Origin of the sequence: Mycobacterium tuberculosis complex sp. N0072, assembly GCF_030323725.1 — a bacterium.
Taxonomy (GTDB): Bacteria; Actinomycetota; Actinomycetes; order Mycobacteriales; family Mycobacteriaceae; genus Mycobacterium; species Mycobacterium tuberculosis.
Window position 1 is genome coordinate 3,012,394 of the sequence record NZ_CP040689.1, and the last position, 17,729, is coordinate 3,030,122.

The following is a 17,729-nucleotide window of genomic DNA, read 5'->3' on the forward strand; positions in this document are numbered from 1 at the left end:
GCTGTATACGGAGCAACCCACGACGACCACGGGCGAGCTGGTCGAGCAGCTGCATGACCTCTACACCTTTCGGGTCAACAGCGCAACGCACTCGACGTAGTGAGTCAGCGGGAACGCGTCGAACACCTTGATCTTCTCCACGGCGTAACCGTGACCACGGTAGAGGCCGATATCGCGCGCGAAAGACGCCGCTTCGCAACCGATATGTATCAACCGTGGCACCCCCGCACCGGCCAGCAAGTCGACAACCTCGCGCCCAGCGCCTGATCGCGGTGGATCCAGCACCGCCAGATCCGCGCCGGCGGGTTGCACTGCCAACACCCGCCGCACCGAACCGGTGACGACCTCCACCTGGGGCAAATCGACCAGCGCGGCACGTGCGGCCCCGGATGCCAGGCGCGAAGTGTCGACGGTCAACACCCGTCCGGACTCCCCGACCGCCTCACCCAGCACCGCAGCGAAAACCCCCGCACCACCGTAGAGATCCCAGGCGGTCATGCCGGGGGCGGGCTGAGCCCAGTCAGCGATCAGATCGCTGTAGACCGCCGCCGCGTCGCGATGCGCCTGCCAAAAGGCCGTTACCGGCACCCGCCAGCTGCGCCGGTGCACACGCTGGTGGGCGTGGTAGGCGCCCTCCACCACGTTGGTCACGGTTCGGGTCCTATTCCGAGGGCCCTGCCGCACGGAACAGACCACATGGCGCTCGCCGTCGTCGTCCAGAGCCACGTAAAGCTGGGCTTCCGGCGGCCAGTCAGCCGCTACCAGGCCGTCTAGCATGCCGACAGGCAACTGCCCGCAGTCCAGGTCGGTTACCAGCTCGCCACTGTGGTAGCGGTGAAAACCTGGACGACGGTCTGCGCCCACGTCGAGCCGGACTCGAATACGCCAACCCGTGGGGCCGGCATCCGACAGCGGTTGCGCCTCGCCCTGCCAGCTGTGCCGCCCGAGCCGTTCCAGCTGGTTAGCCACAACTTGCGCCTTAAGTGTGCGGGCCGCCTCCGGAGCAGCAAACGCCAGATCGCAACACCCGGCGCCGTCGGCCCCGGCGATCGAACACAGCGACCCGATCCGGTCGGGCGACGGGTCGATCACCTCGAAAGCCTCTGCGTGCCAATAAGAGCCACGTTGCGCGGTCACCCGCGCCCGCACTCGTTCACCGGGCAACGCATAGCGGACGAAAACCACCCGGCCCTCGTGGTGCGCCACGCAGCTACCGCCGTTCGCGGGCGCTCCGGTGACCAACGTCAGATTCACTGCATCGTCGCCGGCGCGGGTCACTGGCGCCGCTCCTCCCCATCGCTTTGCTCTGCATCGTCGCCGGCGCGGGTCACTGGCGCCGCTCCTCCCCATCGCTTTGCTCTGCATCGTCGCCGGCGCGGGTCACTGGCGCCGCTCCTCCCCATCGCTTTGCTCTGCATCGTCGCCGGCGCGGGTCAATCGAAGATGCCCCGTCGCGTGTCACCGGGAGCCGCGTGCGGCTGTAACGTCTTGATCCGCTCCGACGACGTCAGTTGCCAAGGCACCGAAGTCACCATCACGCCGGGCATGAACAGCAACCGGCCCTTGAGCCGCAGCGCACTCTGGTTGTGCAGCAGCTGTTCCCACCAGCGCCCCACGACATACTCCGGAATGAATACCGTCACCACGGTCCGTGGCGATTCCTTGCTGACCCGCTTGACGTAATCGAGCACCGGCCGGGTGATCTCACGGTACGGCGAGGCGATGACCTTGAGTGGCACGCTCACATCGCTGTCCTGCCACTGGCGCACCAGCTCGCGGGTTTCCGCATCGTCGACGTTGACCGTCACGGCTTCCAACACGTCGGGCCGGGTCGTTCGTGCGTAGGTCAACGCGCGCAACGTCGGCAGGTGCAGCTTCGACACCAGCACGACGGCGTGATTGCGGCTGGGCAACGTTATCTCGGCTTCCTCGGCCTGTTCCGCCAACTCCCGGTTGACGGCGTCATAGTGCCTGTGGATGAGCTTCATCATCATGAAGAACCCTCCCATGGCGACGATCGCGATCCATGCTCCGGCAAGGAATTTCGTTACCAGCACGATGAGCAGGACGGTACCGGTGGACACGAAGCCGACCGTGTTAACCGCGCGGGAGCGCAGCATCGCGCGACGGGCGCGCGGATCGGTCTCGGCGCTCAGCAACCGGGTCCAGTGCCGGACCATGCCGACCTGACTCATGGTGAACGAGATGAACACACCGACGATGTACAGCTGGATCAGCGCGGTCAACTCGGCACGAAACGCGACCACCGCCCCGATCGCCGCCGCCGCCAGGAACAGGATTCCGTTGGAGAACGCCAGCCGGTCCCCACGGGTGTGCAACTGGCGCGGCAGATAGCTGTGCTGCGCCAGCACCGAGCCCAGCACCGGGAAGCCGTTGAAGGCGGTGTTAGCGGCCAACACCAGGATCAGCGCTGTCACCGCGGCGATCAGCAAGAACCCCAGGTAAAAGCCCCCGAACACGGCCTGCGCCAGTTGTGCGACCAGCGTCTTTTGCTGATAACCCGGCGGGGCGCCCGTCAGCTGGGTGTCCGGATCGTCGACGACCTGGACCCCGGTCTCTACGGCCAGCACGATCATGCCCATAAACATGCTCACCGCAATGATGCCCAGCATCAGCAGCGTGGTTGCCGCGTTACGCGACTTGGGCTTTTGAAACGCCGGCACCCCGTTGCTGATCGCCTCGACACCCGTCAGCGCCGCACACCCCGACGAAAACGAGCGCGCCACCAAGAACACCAGCGCGAAACCGACGATCTGGCCGTGCTCTGCGTGCATTTCAAAAGCCGCGGACTCGGCCCGAACCGGATTGCCCAGCACGAAAATCCGGAACAACCCCCACACGAGCATGGTGCCGATTCCGGCGATGAACGCATAGGTCGGGATCGCGAACGCCAACCCGGATTCCCGAACCCCACGCAAGTTCATCGCCATGATCAGCACGATCGCGCCGACGGCAAACAACACCTTGTGCTCGTACACGAACGGGCTCACAGAGCCGATGTTGGACGCCGCCGACGATATCGAAACAGCAACGGTGAGAACGTAATCCACCATCAGGGCGCTGGCAACCACGAGACCGCCGGTAGCACCCAGGTTGGTGGTGACAACCTCGTAGTCGCCCCCACCGGAGGGGTAAGCGTGCACGTTCTGCCGGTAACTAGACACCACCACGAGCAGAACCGCGGCGACCGCCAGGCCGATCAACGGCGCCATCGAATAGGCCGCCAGGCCGGCCACCGAGAGCACCAGAAATATCTCCTCGGGGGCGTAGGCTATCGACGACATCGCATCCGAGGCGAACACCGGCAAGGCGATCCGCTTGGGCAACAAGGTGTGACTGAGCCGGTCACTGCGAAACGGCCGGCCGATCAGCAACCGACGCGCCGCGGTTGAAAGTTTGGACACGAGAGCCAAGGGTAGGCCTATCCGAGCGTGGCGGTAGCGTTCCCTAGACGAGAATGTTCGCCGACGTAAATCGGCTGGCCACCGCGGGTTGCCGATCGCGTACGGCGCACCGGACACAGCCGAGAGGACCTCTAATGCGGGTGGTTGTGATGGGGTGCGGCCGGGTCGGGGCTTCGGTGGCCGACGGACTGTCCCGGATAGGCCATGAAGTCGCGATCATCGACCGTGACAGCGCCGCCTTCAATCGGCTCAGCCCGCAGTTTGCCGGCGAGCGGGTGTTGGGTCAGGGCTTCGACCGAGATGTGCTGCTGCGTGCGGGCATCCAGGGGGCCGACGCATTCGCCGCGGTGTCCTCCGGCGACAACTCCAACATCATCTCGGCGCGGTTGGCCCGGGAAACCTTCGGTGTGCCGCGCGTCGTCGCGCGGATCTATGATGCCAAGCGCGCCGAGGTCTATGAGCGACTCGGCATCCCCACCATTGCCACCGTTCCCTGGACCACCGATCGGCTGCTCAACGCGCTAATGCAGGACACCGAAACCGCCAAGTGGCGCGATCCTACCGGTACCGTCGCGGTCGCCGAGGTCGTCTTACACGAAGACTGGGTGGGCCACCGGGCGACCGATCTTGAGCAGGCCACCGGCGCTCGGATTGCGTTTCTGATCCGATTCGGAACCGGTGTATTGCCGGAACCGAAGACGGTCCTACAGGCCGGCGATAAGGTCTATATCGCTGCGATATCCGGCCGGGCCGCAGAGGCAGCGGCCATCGCAGCCTTGCCACCCAGTGAGGACTTCGAGTCGGGGGCTCGACGATGAAAGTAGCTGTCGCCGGAGCGGGTGCGGTGGGCCGCTCGGTCACCCGCGAACTCGTGGAAAACGGACACGACATCACCCTGATCGAGCGCAACCCCGACCACCTCGACGCCGCCGCCATCCCGGAGGCGCATTGGCGGCTTGGCGATGCCTGCGAACTGAGCCTGCTGGAGTCGATTCACCTCGAAGAGTTCGACGTGGTCGTCGCCGCCACCGGGGACGACAAGGTCAACGTGGTGCTCAGCCTGCTAGCCAAGACCGAATTCGCGGTGCCGCGGGTGGTGGCCCGGGTCAACGATCCCCGCAACGAGTGGCTGTTCAACGACGCCTGGGGGGTCGACGTCGCGGTGTCCACACCCCGCATGCTGGCGTCGCTGATCGAAGAGGCCGTCACGGTCGGCGACTTGGTGCGGCTGATGGAGTTCCGCACGGGTCAGGCCAATCTGGTAGAGATCACCCTGCCCGACAACACGCCGTGGGGCGGCAAACCGGTGCGCAAACTTCAGCTGCCGCGGGATGCCGCGCTGGTGACAATCCTGCGCGGGCCACGAGTCATCGTGCCGGAGGCCGACGAGCCGCTGGAAGGCGGCGACGAGTTGCTCTTCGTCGCAGTCACCGAAGCCGAGGAGGAGCTGAGCAGGCTGCTGCTGCCGTCCATGTAACCGGCGGGCTCTACTCGCGGCCGGCGTCGGCGTCGAATTCAGCTGCACCTCCGACGGCCGCGGCGTCGTGAGAGGCCAAGATGGCGCGCTGGGCTGCCTTGATTGCCGCGTAGGTGGCCAGCGCGGCGAGGGCGGTCAGCGGCCAACCCATCCCGATCCTGGCCACTCCCAGCCAACCCGTCTTATCGGCGTCGTAGAGGTGCCTTTGGACGATGAACCGGGCAGCAAAAACCAGCGTCCAACCCAGGGTGGCGACGTCAAACGCAAAGACAGCGCGGGACACGTCGCGCCAGGCGCGATCGCGCCCGCTGAGCCAGCTCCACAAGTAGCCGACTATCGGCCGCCGGATCAGGATCGACAGTGTGAAGACCACCGCCCACAGCAACGACATCCAGATGCCCAGCAGGAAGTACCCTTTGGACTGTCCCACCAGGTACGCGATCAGCGCGCACACGGCTACCCCGCAGAATCCGGCAACCACCGGCCGCGCAGATTCCCGGCGCAAAAGCCGCCACAGCAGGATCAACCCCGCCATGCTCAGGGCGAACCCAATCGCGGGCAGCAAGCCGGCGGCGCTGGAAGCAACCACAAAAGTCACCACCGGTAATGACGAATAGACCAGGCCGCTCACTCCGCCGGCCTGCGCCAACAGGCGCTGGGCGCTAGTGCGGTTAGCGTTCACGAGACACCGGCAATTCCGACTGCCGGATAGTCACCGCTGAATTTCGTAATGCGGGTTGTAGATAGCCTTCGTCCCATTTTCCAGCTTGCCCAGCCGGCCGCGCACCCGCAGGGTACGGCCCGTGTCGATGCCGGGTACCCGGCGTTGACCCAACCACACCAGCGTGACGGTGTCGCTGCCGTCGAACAATTCGGCGCGAACACCACCCGAGCAACCCTTGCCATTGGTTTCCACGCTACGCAGGGTGCCAACCACCGTGACCTCCTGGCCGCGCTGGCAGTCGATCGCACGCTGTGCGCCGGCATTGAGCACCTCGTCGGATAACTCTTCGACGTCGCGTTGCTCCAGGTCCTCCGTCAACCGACGGGTGAGCCTGCGCAGATAACCCTGGGCCCCCATGGCCTCTCCTGACACGTCACCTACGTTATGGAAGTTTCGTGCAACTGCCGGCGTATTCCACCTATGCCAACGGCCACCGTAGACCTGTTGGTTCCCGGGCGCCACCGTTGGCCTTGGAGCACCCCAAAGTGGCGGGCACTATCAAGGGATGGCTGTCGATTTGGATGGGGTCACAACCGTGTTGTTGCCGGGAACCGGATCGGACAACGACTACGTCCGGCGAGCATTTTCCGCCCCCCTGCGACGCGCCGGGGCGGTGCTGGTGACGCCCGTTCCGCATCCTGGTCGCTTGATCGACGGCTATCGCGCCGCCCTGGACGACGCCGCGCGCGACGGGCCGGTTGTCGTCGGCGGCGTCTCGCTCGGAGCCGCAGTGGCGGCGGCGTGGGCGCTGGAACATCCCGATCGCGCGGTCGCCGTCCTGGCCGCCTTGCCGGCCTGGACCGGGGAACCTGAATTAGCACCTGCCGCGCAGGCAGCGCGGTATACGGCAGCGCGGCTGCGCTGCGACGGTCTGGCGGCGACGACCACACGCATGCGTGCATCTAGCCCCGTCTGGTTGGCCGAGGAGCTGACCCGATCGTGGCGAGTTCAGTGGCCCGAGCTGCCCGATGCTATGGAGGAGGCGGCGGCCTATGTCGCCCCAAGCCGCGCCGAGCTGGCCCGGCTGGTCGCGCCGCTGGCCGTGGCCGCGGCGGTCGATGATCCGATCCACCCGCTGCAGGTCGCTGCCGACTGGGTGTCCGTAGCTCCGCATGCGGCGCTACGGACGGTGACGCTGGACGAGATCGGCGCGGACGCCGCCGCGCTGGGCTCTGCCTGCCTGGCCGCTCTCGCCGAGGTCTCGGGCGCTTGATCGCCTGTTTGTCCGACGGCGGAGTGCGCGTACCGTTTGGGTCGCCGAGCCTGTAATTTTGCAGGCCCCCACTCGCACTTTGCCTGCAGAGTTACAGCCTCAGCGAACAGCGCGCTCGTACTGTTGAGGTCGTCGAGCTAGTCCCGATCGCCCGACTCCTCCTCACGCCGCTACGCGGCGCGCTCGTACTGTTGGGGTCGTCGGGCTAGCCGCCCGTCGTGCTGCGCAACTGCTGCATCGCCGATCCTTGAGCGCCGCGGCGTGCAACCCCCGCGGCGGCTTGGCGTTGCGTGTCGGCCTGTGCCGCCGCAGCCTCCCTTAGTTGCGCCGCCATCGGCTCGGGCAGGTGCACCGGTAACGGCGTCCGTACCGGCAGCGGGGTATCGCCCCGGCGGACCACGGTGTCCGCCAACGCCTCACGGGCCTCCTCGGTCAGCGCATCGACTGTCTCTTGTGGGCCGTTGACGACGCATCGGATCATCCAGCGGTAGCCGTCGACCCCGATGAAGCGCACCACACCGGCGGCGATGCCGATCACTTCGCGACCCCACGGGCCATCCTTGATCGAAACTTTGGCCGAGTCCTTGCGCAGCGAGTCGGCGAGTTCGCCGGCCACCTCACGCCAGAGCCCGCCGGTCTTAGGTGCCGCGTAGGCCGCAATGCTGTAGCGACCGTTGGGTGTGATGACCCACACCGCGCTGGGAACACCGCTCTCGGTCAGCTCGACCTGTACCTGACCCGCGGCCGGCATCGGAATCAGCACCGAGCCCAAGTCCAGCCGGGCCAGCACCGCCACCGAAGGGTCATCGAAGTCGTCGATGTCGAATGGGCCCTGAAGCTCCTCCTGGTCTTCGACGCCTGACGCGGCGGCAGCGCTGGCCACCACGGTGTCCTCCGGTCGGACGTGCTCGTCGGCCGGCTGGACGGGGGCGTGTCCGGCCTTGCGTTTGCCACCGTCTTTGCCTGTGCGTCTACCGAATGCCATGGCGAGCGCCGCTCTCCCCCGTAAGCGGGTGGTACCCCCACCTCATCGCGCCCTCCTTTGCATCGTCGCCGGGGTCACAAACTCGCATGTCCGCCGGAGGAACCGTGGCCACCGTCGCCGCGGGATGTCGAGGCCAGCCCGGCCTCGTCGAACGACGAGACCTCGACCAGCTCGACCAACTCAACCCGTTGCACTAGCAACTGGGCGATTCGGTCACCGCGATGTACCACGATGGGCGCGGCTGGGTCCAAGTTGATCAGGGCCACCTTGATCTCCCCACGATAACCCGCGTCGATGGTGCCCGGACTGTTGACGATCGAAAGCCCCACCCGCGTGGCCAACCCGGAGCGCGGATGGACCAGCCCGACCATGCCGAACGGGACGGCGACCGCAACACCCGTCCGTACCAGGGCGCGGCGCCCAGGTGCCAGCTCGACGTCTTCGGCGCTGTAGAGATCAACGCCGGCGTCGCCGTCGTGAGCGCGGCTGGGCAGCGGGAGCCCGGGGTCGAGGCGGACGATCGCCAGAGTGGTCGACACGGGGCCACAGACTACCCTTGACCGCGTGTCTGGGACGCGCCTCGCGCCGCACAGCGTGCGATACCGCGAGCGATTGTGGGTGCCCTGGTGGTGGTGGCCATTGGCTTTCGCGCTAGCGGCGCTTATCGCGTTTGAAGTAAACCTGGGCGTTGCGGCCCTACCCGACTGGGTACCGTTCGCAACGCTTTTCACAGTCGCAGCCGGGACGCTGCTATGGCTCGGACGTGTCGAAATTCGGGTCACCGCCGGCTCAGCGGATGGAGCCGGAGTGAAGCTATGGGCCGGACCAGCGCATCTGCCGGTAGCCGTGATCGCCCGATCAGCCGAAATCCCGGCCACGGCTAAATCTGCGGCGCTGGGCCGACAACTCGATCCGGCAGCTTACGTCCTGCATCGGGCCTGGGTGGGGCCCATGGTTCTGGTTGTCCTCGACGACCCCAACGATCCCACGCCGTACTGGTTGGTGAGCTGCCGCCACCCGGAGCGGGTGTTGTCGGCGCTGCGCAGCTGACCTATCAGGCGGCGCAGTCGGTGCAGATCATCACGCCGTTCTTCTCGCTGGCCAACCTGCTGCGGTGTTGCACCAAAAAGCAACTCGAGCAGGTGAATTCGTCAGCTTGCTTGGGTACGACGCGCACCGACAGTTCTTCGCCGGACAGGTCGGCGCCAGGCAGTTCGAAGGACTCGGCGGATTCGGATTCGTCCACGTCGACCACGGCCGACGCCGCCTCGTTCCGTCGTGCTTTGAGCTCTTCAAGCGAGTCCTCCGAGACATCATCGGTCTCGGTACGCCGCGGAGCGTCATAGTCGGTAGGCATTCCTATCCCCTCACATGCCTCATAACTTCAAGCAACGCTTTGTACCAGCGTCGAACGCGTCCACCAAACGATTCGTGCCCGTATCGTGGCCTATTCAAGTGTGATTTACATCACATATTCATATTGCACCTTGTACGCGGCCCTAAACGGTGCCTTTTGGGTGCGAACTACACCCAATGGTCCGCCTCCTCACCGCGCCGTGCCGGCACGCGTCGTCAGCGGATTAAAGTGCACGTGTGGTCGCACAAATCACCGAGGGTACCGCTTTCGACAAGCACGGACGGCCCTTTCGGCGACGCAACCCCCGACCCGCTATCGTCGTGGTGGCCTTCCTCGTGGTGGTGACTTGCGTGATGTGGACTCTTGCACTGACGCGGCCCCCAGATGTCCGCGAGGCCGCAGTCTGCAACCCACCTCCGCAGCCGGCGGGGTCAGCACCGACCAACCTTGGTGAACAGGTGTCGCGGACGGACATGACCGATGTCGCACCCGCCAAACTGAGCGACACCAAAGTCCACGTCCTCAACGCCAGCGGCCGGGGCGGCCAAGCCGCCGATATCGCTGGCGCACTGCAAGATCTGGGCTTCGCCCAGCCGACCGCCGCCAACGACCCGATCTATGCCGGCACCCGGCTGGACTGCCAAGGCCAGATCCGCTTCGGTACGGCGGGGCAAGCCACCGCTGCCGCACTATGGCTGGTAGCGCCGTGCACCGAGCTGTATCACGACAGCCGCGCCGACGATTCCGTCGACCTTGCGCTCGGCACCGACTTCACCACGCTGGCACACAACGACGACATCGACGCCGTGCTTGCCAACCTGCGCCCCGGCGCCACCGAGCCCTCAGATCCCGCGCTGCTGGCCAAGATCCACGCCAACAGCTGCTGATCGGCCGGCTCAGTCCGGGATCGGCTCTAGGCCGTTGAATCGCTGTAGCGCCGCCAACAGCTCGTCGGCGATTCCGGGCGCGGCAGCCACCACCACCAACCCCGCGCCGCCCGCTCTCGGCGTTGACAACAACACGCGGGCCCCCGCCTCAGCGGCGATCAACGCACCTGCCGCACAGTCCCACACCTGCACCCCGTGCTCGTAGTAGGCGTCCAGCCGACCCGCCGCTACCATGCACAAGTCCAGCGCCGCAGAACCGATCCGACGCACGTCGCGGACCAACGGCACAACATGAGCCAGCAATTCTGCCTGCTTCTCGCGGCACCGAACCGAGTACCCGAAGCCGGTACCCAGCAACGCCATCGACAACTCGTCGACACCGGTGCACCGCAACACATGTCTCCCCCGCTCATCGGTGAGATGTGCGCCGAGGCCCGTCGCCGCCGAATACACCGTGCGAGCGGCGACGTCGGCGACCGCGCCCGCCACCGTGATGCCGCCAACCTGTGCCCCAATCGACACCGCGTACGCCGGGATGCCGTAGACGAAATTCACCGTGCCGTCGATGGGGTCGAGCACCCAAGTGACCCGGTCGGAGGGTGTAGCCGTCACGTCGGCGGGACCACCACCTTCCTCCCCGAGAATCGGGTCACCGGGCCGAAGTTGAGCCAACCGATCACGCAAGAGCCGCTCCGTGTCGGTGTCGACCACGGTCACCGGATCGGTCGGGCTGCTCTTCGCGCGCACCGCGCCGTCGCCGTCGCCCGCCCTGGAGATGCCGAAAACCTCGGCCCGACGACCGCGAACGAAGGCCGCCGCCTCGGCAGCAAGGTTTTCGGCCACAGAGCGCAGCCGCGCGGGTTCGTTGTCAGGTCGTGTCACCGGCCTATCGCATCACAGTCGCCACCCGCATGGTGGCGTGGACTCCAGCGGCCATAACGCCCTCGCAACTGCCGGGCCGCAGTTTAAGGTGAGGGTCATCCACGTCTCGCCGAGGAGATTCGATGACCAGCACCGGCCCCGAGACGTCCGAAACACCGGGTGCCACGACACAGCGTCATGGCTTCGGCATCGACGTCGGCGGCAGCGGCATCAAGGGCGGAATCGTCGACTTGGACACCGGCCAGCTGATCGGCGACCGGATCAAGCTGCTGACCCCGCAACCGGCCACTCCGTTGGCGGTCGCCAAAACCATCGCCGAGGTCGTCAACGGTTTCGGCTGGCGGGGTCCGCTGGGGGTGACCTATCCCGGCGTCGTCACTCACGGCGTCGTCCGGACCGCGGCTAACGTGGACAAGTCCTGGATAGGGACCAACGCACGCGACACTATCGGCGCCGAGCTGGGCGGTCAGCAGGTCACCATCCTCAACGACGCTGATGCCGCCGGGCTGGCCGAGACACGCTACGGGGCCGGCAAGAACAACCCTGGCTTAGTGGTACTGCTCACATTCGGAACCGGGATCGGGTCCGCGGTCATCCACAACGGGACGTTGATACCCAACACCGAGTTCGGACATCTTGAGGTCGGCGGCAAGGAAGCGGAGGAAAGGGCCGCCTCCTCGGTAAAGGAAAAGAACGACTGGACCTATCCAAAGTGGGCCAAGCAGGTGACACGCGTGCTCATCGCCATCGAGAACGCGATCTGGCCTGACCTGTTCATCGCCGGCGGCGGCATCAGCCGCAAGGCCGACAAATGGGTGCCGCTACTGGAAAACCGCACACCAGTAGTGCCCGCGGCCCTGCAGAACACCGCCGGAATTGTCGGTGCGGCCATGGCCTCTGTCGCAGATACGACGCACTGAAACTTGCCCGCTCGGGCTGTACTCGTGCGCAGTAAAGTTACAATGGTCAGCGGCGGCCGCCCGACCGATAGCGCGCGAGTATTCACGCTGATATCAACGCCGACATTCGACATAGCAGACACTTTCGGTTACGCACGCCCAGACCCAACCGGAAGTGAGTAACGACCGAAGGGGTGTATGTGGCAGCGACCAAAGCAAGCACGGCGACCGATGAGCCGGTAAAACGCACCGCCACCAAGTCGCCCGCGGCTTCCGCGTCCGGGGCCAAGACCGGCGCCAAGCGAACAGCGGCGAAGTCCGCTAGTGGCTCCCCACCCGCGAAGCGGGCTACCAAGCCCGCGGCCCGGTCCGTCAAGCCCGCCTCGGCACCCCAGGACACTACGACCAGCACCATCCCGAAAAGGAAGACCCGCGCCGCGGCCAAATCCGCCGCCGCGAAGGCACCGTCGGCCCGCGGCCACGCGACCAAGCCACGGGCGCCCAAGGATGCCCAGCACGAAGCCGCAACGGATCCCGAGGACGCCCTGGACTCCGTCGAGGAGCTCGACGCTGAACCAGACCTCGACGTCGAGCCCGGCGAGGACCTCGACCTTGACGCCGCCGACCTCAACCTCGATGACCTCGAGGACGACGTGGCGCCGGACGCCGACGACGACCTCGACTCGGGCGACGACGAAGACCACGAAGACCTCGAAGCTGAGGCGGCCGTCGCGCCCGGCCAGACCGCCGATGACGACGAGGAGATCGCTGAACCCACCGAAAAGGACAAGGCCTCCGGTGATTTCGTCTGGGATGAAGACGAGTCGGAGGCCCTGCGTCAAGCACGCAAGGACGCCGAACTCACCGCATCCGCCGACTCGGTTCGCGCCTACCTCAAACAGATCGGCAAGGTAGCGCTGCTCAACGCCGAGGAAGAGGTCGAGCTAGCCAAGCGGATCGAGGCTGGCCTGTACGCCACGCAGCTGATGACCGAGCTTAGCGAGCGCGGCGAAAAGCTGCCTGCCGCCCAGCGCCGCGACATGATGTGGATCTGCCGCGACGGCGATCGCGCGAAAAACCATCTGCTGGAAGCCAACCTGCGCCTGGTGGTTTCGCTAGCCAAGCGCTACACCGGCCGGGGCATGGCGTTTCTCGACCTGATCCAGGAAGGCAACCTGGGGCTGATCCGCGCGGTGGAGAAGTTCGACTACACCAAGGGGTACAAGTTCTCCACCTACGCTACGTGGTGGATTCGCCAGGCCATCACCCGCGCCATGGCCGACCAGGCCCGCACCATCCGCATCCCGGTGCACATGGTCGAGGTGATCAACAAGCTGGGCCGCATTCAACGCGAGCTGCTGCAGGACCTGGGCCGCGAGCCCACGCCCGAGGAGCTGGCCAAAGAGATGGACATCACCCCGGAGAAGGTGCTGGAAATCCAGCAATACGCCCGCGAGCCGATCTCGTTGGACCAGACCATCGGCGACGAGGGCGACAGCCAGCTTGGCGATTTCATCGAAGACAGCGAGGCGGTGGTGGCCGTCGACGCGGTGTCCTTCACTTTGCTGCAGGATCAACTGCAGTCGGTGCTGGACACGCTCTCCGAGCGTGAGGCGGGCGTGGTGCGGCTACGCTTCGGCCTTACCGACGGCCAGCCGCGCACCCTTGACGAGATCGGCCAGGTCTACGGCGTGACCCGGGAACGCATCCGCCAGATCGAATCCAAGACTATGTCGAAGTTGCGCCATCCGAGCCGCTCACAGGTCCTGCGCGACTACCTGGACTGAGAGCGCCCGCCGAGGCGACCAACGTAGCGGGCCCCCATGTCAGCTAGCCGCACCATGGTCTCGTCCGGATCGGAGTTCGAATCAGCCGTCGGCTACTCGCGCGCGGTACGCATCGGGCCACTCGTGGTGGTGGCCGGAACGACCGGCAGCGGCGATGATATCGCCGCTCAGACGCGAGACGCTCTGCGCCGCATCGAGATTGCGCTCGGACAGGCCGGCGCAACTCTGGCCGACGTGGTCCGTACCCGCATCTATGTGACCGATATTTCCCGCTGGCGCGAGGTCGGCGAAGTGCATGCACAGGCTTTCGGCAAGATCCGTCCGGTGACGAGCATGGTCGAGGTTACCGCGCTGATTGCGCCCGGCCTGCTGGTAGAGATCGAGGCCGACGCCTACGTAGGGTCGGCGGTTGCAGACCGAAATTCGGGAGCCGGCCCGAAGGACCCGTCACCAGCCGGTGGGTAGGCGGCGGCCCCAATCACAGCGCGCACCGGCAGTGGGCCGTAGAGATGCGGGAAAAGCATCGACCGCGGATCAGTAGGCACGCCCGGCTCCCAACGCACGGGTGAGTCGAGCGCCGCCGGGTCGATGTACAGCAGCACCAGGTCAGCACGGCCACGGTAAAGGCGGTTGGCGGGCAGGTGAACCTGCTCGAGTGTCGACAGGTGGATATACCCCGTCTTGTCGGACTCGGGATAGATCCCACCGCGTTCTCGGGCATGCGACCACTCCTGCACCCCGCATAGGTGCACCAGCATGGCAGGATCGGGCGTCATTCTCACCACCCTGCCCGATTGGCGGGGGCGAAAGTCGTGAGAAATGACACACCCGACAGCGGCCGGGGAACACGGCGAGAACCCCGAACGTCTGAGAAGGTGAAGATACCCGAGAACGGAGAGCCATGAACGCAACTCTGACCAGTCCTGAGCTGACTAGAGCAGACCGCTGCGACCGCTGTGGCGCTGCAGCTCGGGTGCGCGCCAAGCTGCCCTCCGGAGCCGAGCTTCTTTTCTGCCAGCATCACGCCAACGAGCACGAGGCGAAACTGACCGAGATGTCCGCCGTGCTGGAGGTCAGCGGGAGCGAATAGACCGAACTCACCCGTCCACAATGCCGGTAGCGCGCGCAGTTTTCGGTAATGCTGGACTGGTATGAGCGACCAGGTCCCCAAGCCACACCGCCACCACATCTGGCGAATCACCCGTAGGACTTTGTCCAAAAGCTGGGACGACTCGATCTTCTCGGAGTCAGCGCAAGCGGCTTTTTGGTCGGCCTTGTCTTTGCCGCCGCTACTGCTGGGAATGCTGGGCAGTCTGGCCTACGTTGCTCCGCTATTCGGCCCGGACACCTTGCCCGCGATTGAAAAGAGCGCGCTTTCGACGGCCCACAGCTTTTTCTCCCCCAGTGTGGTCAACGAGATCATCGAGCCCACCATCGGCGATATCACCAACAACGCCCGCGGTGAGGTGGCGTCGCTGGGCTTCTTGATCTCGCTGTGGGCAGGATCGTCGGCAATCTCGGCGTTCGTCGATGCAGTGGTGGAAGCGCACGACCAGACACCGCTACGCCACCCGGTCCGGCAACGCTTCTTTGCGCTCTTCCTCTACGTGGTGATGTTGGTGTTCCTAGTAGCGACCGCACCGGTAATGGTGGTGGGTCCACGCAAGGTAAGCGAGCACATCCCGGAGAGCTTGGCCAACCTGCTGCGCTACGGCTACTACCCCGCGCTTATTCTCGGTCTAACCGTCGGGGTCATCCTGCTATACCGGGTGGCACTACCGGTACCCCTGCCGACGCATCGGCTGGTCCTAGGCGCGGTGCTTGCGATAGCGGTCTTCCTGATCGCCACCTTGGGCTTGCGGGTCTACCTCGCGTGGATCACCCGCACTGGCTACACCTACGGAGCGCTGGCCACGCCGATCGCGTTTCTGTTATTCGCCTTCTTTGGCGGCTTTGCGATCATGCTCGGCGCTGAACTCAACGCCGCCGTCCAGGAGGAATGGCCGGCGCCGGCGACGCATGCCCACCGACTGGGCAATTGGCTAAAGGCCCGCATCGGCGTCGGCACGACGACGTATTCTTCGACAGCCCAGCACAGCGCCGTCGCTGCCGAGCCGCCGAGCTAGTCAGCCCTTCTTGAGGGTGTCGTAAATCCGCTTGCAATCGGGACAGACCGGCGAGCCCGGCTTGGGCGCGCGGGTAACGGGAAACACCTCGCCACACAACGCCACCACGTGGCTACCCATGACCGCGCTCTCAGCGATCTTGTCTTTCTTGACGTAGTGGAAGTATTTCGGTGTGTCGCTGCCGGTCCCGTCGTCGACGCGTTCGTCGGCGTCGGTACGTTCAATCGTCTGGGTCTGCATACCTGACATTGTGCCCTTGGCAGGAAAGCTCTCGAAGCCGGAGTGCACTGCATGTGGGACAGTAGAGTAATGAAGCACGGCTTGAGGCTGGGTTTCAATGGCCAGTTCGACGACTTCGACGACTTCGACGATAAGGGCCGGCCGGTACTGATTACTGCCGCCGCTCCCTCGTATGAGGTGGAGCATCGCACACGGGTGCGTAAGTACCTGACCCTGATGGCATTCCGGGTCCCCGCGCTCATTCTGGCCGCCATCGCCTACGGCGCCTGGCACAACGGACTGATCTCGCTACTGATCGTGGCAGCCTCGGTGCCGTTGCCATGGATGGCCGTTCTGATCGCTAACGACCGACCGCCGCGCCGCGCCGACGAACCCCGCCGCTTCGACGTCGCCCGCCGGCGCATCCCGCTGTTCCCGACCGCCGAACGGCCCGCACTCGAGCCGCGGCGACAGCCGGCAGAGCGGTCAGCCCCGCGGGGATTCGCCGACCACGGTTAGCCGTCTGTTGGCCGGCGTTCCGGGTTGTCGGCCACTGGCCACACTTCTCAGGACTTTCTCAGGTCTTCGGCAGATTCCTGCACGTCACAGGGCGTCAGATCACTGCTGGGTGGGAACTCAAAGTCCGGCTTTGTCGTTAAACCCCATGACAGTGCAAGCCGATCGGGAGGTCGCTATGGCCGATGCACCCACAAGGGCCACCACAAGCCGGGTTGACAGCGATCTGGATGCTCAAAGCCCCGCGGCGGACCTCGTGCGCGTCTATCTGAACGGCATCGGCAAGACGGCGTTGCTCAACGCCGCCGGTGAAGTCGAACTGGCCAAGCGCATAGAAGCCGGGTTGTATGCCGAGCATCTGCTGGAAACCCGGAAGCGCCTCGGCGAGAACCGAAAACGCGACCTGGCGGCCGTGGTGCGTGATGGCGAGGCGGCGCGCCGCCACCTGCTGGAAGCAAACCTGCGGCTGGTGGTATCGCTGGCCAAGCGCTACACGGGTCGGGGCATGCCGTTGCTGGACCTCATCCAGGAGGGCAACCTGGGTCTGATCCGAGCGATGGAGAAGTTCGACTACACAAAGGGATTCAAGTTCTCAACGTATGCCACGTGGTGGATCCGCCAGGCCATCACCCGCGGAATGGCCGACCAGAGCCGCACCATCCGCCTGCCCGTACACCTGGTTGAGCAGGTCAACAAGCTGGCGCGGATCAAGCGGGAGATGCACCAGCATCTGGGTCGCGAAGCCACCGATGAGGAGCTCGCCGCCGAATCCGGCATTCCAATCGACAAGATCAACGACCTGCTGGAACACAGTCGCGACCCGGTGAGTCTGGATATGCCGGTCGGCTCCGAGGAGGAGGCCCCTTTGGGCGATTTCATCGAGGACGCCGAAGCCATGTCCGCGGAGAACGCGGTCATCGCCGAACTGTTACACACCGACATCCGCAGCGTGCTGGCCACTCTCGACGAGCGTGAGCACCAGGTGATCCGGCTGCGCTTCGGCCTGGATGACGGCCAACCACGCACCCTGGATCAAATCGGCAAACTATTCGGGCTGTCCCGTGAGCGGGTTCGTCAGATCGAGCGCGACGTGATGAGTAAGCTGCGGCACGGTGAGCGGGCGGATCGGCTGCGGTCGTACGCCAGCTGAAGCTGGACATCCTGAGCCAGGTAGCAGACGGTATGCCCGCCGCGCCAGCGGCGGGCATACCGCTGCGGTGGGGCGGCGGGCA

The 17,729-nt window shown here is 65.5% G+C and carries 23 protein-coding genes; 12 read left to right on the forward strand and 11 right to left on the reverse strand.

Annotation, left to right across the window (positions count from 1 at the left end):
- Window positions 1–60 precede the first annotated feature (60 nt).
- Window positions 61–1,278: a class I SAM-dependent RNA methyltransferase gene (locus FF952_RS14210; RefSeq protein ID WP_003900550.1), complete on the reverse strand. Its 1,218-nt coding sequence runs from the start codon at window positions 1,276–1,278 to the stop codon at window positions 61–63.
- A 155-nt stretch (window positions 1,279–1,433) separates the two neighbouring features.
- Window positions 1,434–3,425 carry an APC family permease gene (locus FF952_RS14215; RefSeq protein ID WP_244736051.1) on the reverse strand — a complete coding sequence of 664 codons (1,992 nt, stop codon included), beginning with the start codon at window positions 3,423–3,425 and terminating at the stop codon, window positions 1,434–1,436.
- A 134-nt stretch (window positions 3,426–3,559) separates the two neighbouring features.
- Between FF952_RS14215 and FF952_RS14220 the strand changes: the two genes are divergently transcribed.
- Entirely contained in the window at window positions 3,560–4,243 is a 684-nt protein-coding gene (locus FF952_RS14220; protein WP_003413919.1) for a potassium channel family protein, read from the forward strand.
- Window positions 4,240–4,902, forward strand: coding sequence for a potassium channel family protein (locus tag FF952_RS14225; RefSeq protein ID WP_003413921.1), 663 nt, complete (start codon window positions 4,240–4,242; stop codon window positions 4,900–4,902). Before FF952_RS14220 ends, FF952_RS14225 begins: the two co-directional genes overlap by 4 nt.
- 10 nt (window positions 4,903–4,912) lie before the next feature.
- Here the strand turns inward: FF952_RS14225 and FF952_RS14230 are convergent, their stop codons facing one another.
- Window positions 4,913–5,584 (reverse strand): DUF3159 domain-containing protein, encoded by a 672-nt coding sequence (locus FF952_RS14230; RefSeq protein WP_003413925.1) that lies wholly within the window; start codon window positions 5,582–5,584, stop codon window positions 4,913–4,915.
- Window positions 5,585–5,614: 30 nt separating this feature from the next.
- Entirely contained in the window at window positions 5,615–5,983 is a 369-nt protein-coding gene (locus tag FF952_RS14235) for an OB-fold nucleic acid binding domain-containing protein (protein ID WP_003904903.1), read from the reverse strand.
- A 148-nt stretch (window positions 5,984–6,131) separates the two neighbouring features.
- Here FF952_RS14235 and FF952_RS14240 point away from each other — a divergent pair, with 148 nt between their 5' ends.
- Entirely contained in the window at window positions 6,132–6,839 is a 708-nt protein-coding gene (locus tag FF952_RS14240) for an alpha/beta fold hydrolase (protein WP_003413927.1), read from the forward strand.
- Window positions 6,840–7,044: 205 nt separating this feature from the next.
- Here the strand turns inward: FF952_RS14240 and FF952_RS14245 are convergent, their stop codons facing one another.
- Both FF952_RS14245 and dut read right to left on the reverse strand, forming a co-directional pair.
- Window positions 7,045–7,824, reverse strand: coding sequence for a DUF3710 domain-containing protein (locus FF952_RS14245; RefSeq protein ID WP_003413928.1), 780 nt, complete (start codon window positions 7,822–7,824; stop codon window positions 7,045–7,047).
- 74 nt (window positions 7,825–7,898) lie between these two features.
- Window positions 7,899–8,363, reverse strand: a complete 465-nt coding sequence (gene dut, locus FF952_RS14250) for a dUTP diphosphatase (RefSeq protein WP_003413930.1) — start codon at window positions 8,361–8,363, stop codon at window positions 7,899–7,901.
- Between the two features lie 25 nt (window positions 8,364–8,388).
- Between dut and FF952_RS14255 the strand changes: the two genes are divergently transcribed.
- Window positions 8,389–8,874, forward strand: a complete 486-nt coding sequence (locus FF952_RS14255; RefSeq protein ID WP_003413931.1) for a DUF3093 domain-containing protein — start codon at window positions 8,389–8,391, stop codon at window positions 8,872–8,874.
- 4 nt (window positions 8,875–8,878) lie between these two features.
- Here the strand turns inward: FF952_RS14255 and FF952_RS14260 are convergent, their stop codons facing one another.
- A complete protein-coding gene (locus FF952_RS14260) occupies window positions 8,879–9,181 on the reverse strand; it encodes a DUF4193 domain-containing protein (RefSeq protein WP_003899437.1) in 303 nt (100 codons plus the stop codon).
- Between the two features lie 236 nt (window positions 9,182–9,417).
- On the opposite strand from FF952_RS14260, the gene cei reads away from it, so the two are divergent.
- Window positions 9,418–10,068, forward strand: coding sequence for an envelope integrity protein Cei (gene cei, locus FF952_RS14265; protein ID WP_003413937.1), 651 nt, complete (start codon window positions 9,418–9,420; stop codon window positions 10,066–10,068).
- 9 nt (window positions 10,069–10,077) lie between these two features.
- Here cei and suhB read toward each other — a convergent pair whose 3' ends face one another.
- Window positions 10,078–10,950, reverse strand: coding sequence for an inositol-1-monophosphatase SuhB (gene suhB / locus FF952_RS14270; RefSeq protein ID WP_003413939.1), 873 nt, complete (start codon window positions 10,948–10,950; stop codon window positions 10,078–10,080).
- A gap of 122 nt (window positions 10,951–11,072) precedes the next feature.
- Here suhB and ppgK point away from each other — a divergent pair, with 122 nt between their 5' ends.
- From ppgK to FF952_RS14285, 3 genes are all read left to right on the forward strand, one after another.
- Window positions 11,073–11,870, forward strand: coding sequence for a polyphosphate--glucose phosphotransferase (gene ppgK, locus FF952_RS14275; RefSeq protein ID WP_003413941.1), 798 nt, complete (start codon window positions 11,073–11,075; stop codon window positions 11,868–11,870).
- 179 nt (window positions 11,871–12,049) lie between these two features.
- Complete coding sequence (locus FF952_RS14280) at window positions 12,050–13,636, forward strand: RNA polymerase sigma factor (RefSeq protein ID WP_003413944.1); 1,587 nt, start codon at window positions 12,050–12,052, stop codon at window positions 13,634–13,636.
- 36 nt (window positions 13,637–13,672) lie between these two features.
- A complete protein-coding gene (locus tag FF952_RS14285; RefSeq protein WP_003899440.1) occupies window positions 13,673–14,101 on the forward strand; it encodes a RidA family protein in 429 nt (142 codons plus the stop codon).
- On the opposite strand, the gene FF952_RS14290 is transcribed toward FF952_RS14285, so the two are convergent.
- Complete coding sequence (locus tag FF952_RS14290; RefSeq protein ID WP_003413947.1) at window positions 14,029–14,418, reverse strand: DUF952 domain-containing protein; 390 nt, start codon at window positions 14,416–14,418, stop codon at window positions 14,029–14,031. The two genes, FF952_RS14285 and FF952_RS14290, sit on opposite strands and share 73 nt — an antisense overlap.
- Window positions 14,415–14,657: a hypothetical protein gene (locus FF952_RS14295; protein ID WP_049955294.1), complete on the reverse strand. Its 243-nt coding sequence runs from the start codon at window positions 14,655–14,657 to the stop codon at window positions 14,415–14,417. The genes FF952_RS14290 and FF952_RS14295 overlap by 4 nt, the downstream gene beginning before the upstream one ends.
- Between FF952_RS14295 and FF952_RS20995 the strand changes: the two genes are divergently transcribed.
- Both FF952_RS20995 and FF952_RS14300 read left to right on the forward strand, forming a co-directional pair.
- Window positions 14,610–14,726, forward strand: coding sequence for a DUF7455 domain-containing protein (locus tag FF952_RS20995; RefSeq protein ID WP_015456423.1), 117 nt, complete (start codon window positions 14,610–14,612; stop codon window positions 14,724–14,726). The genes FF952_RS14295 and FF952_RS20995 overlap by 48 nt on opposite strands.
- A 61-nt stretch (window positions 14,727–14,787) precedes the next feature.
- Window positions 14,788–15,762 (forward strand): YihY/virulence factor BrkB family protein, encoded by a 975-nt coding sequence (locus FF952_RS14300; protein WP_003413953.1) that lies wholly within the window; start codon window positions 14,788–14,790, stop codon window positions 15,760–15,762.
- On the opposite strand, the gene FF952_RS14305 is transcribed toward FF952_RS14300, so the two are convergent.
- Entirely contained in the window at window positions 15,763–16,002 is a 240-nt protein-coding gene (locus tag FF952_RS14305) for a DUF3039 domain-containing protein (protein ID WP_003413954.1), read from the reverse strand.
- A 51-nt stretch (window positions 16,003–16,053) separates the two neighbouring features.
- On the opposite strand from FF952_RS14305, the gene FF952_RS14310 reads away from it, so the two are divergent.
- Both FF952_RS14310 and sigB read left to right on the forward strand, forming a co-directional pair.
- Entirely contained in the window at window positions 16,054–16,500 is a 447-nt protein-coding gene (locus FF952_RS14310; protein ID WP_003899442.1) for a DUF3099 domain-containing protein, read from the forward strand.
- 175 nt (window positions 16,501–16,675) lie between these two features.
- Window positions 16,676–17,647, forward strand: coding sequence for a sigma-70 family RNA polymerase sigma factor SigB (sigB, locus tag FF952_RS14315; protein ID WP_003413958.1), 972 nt, complete (start codon window positions 16,676–16,678; stop codon window positions 17,645–17,647).
- Window positions 17,648–17,729: the final 82 nt, after the last annotated feature.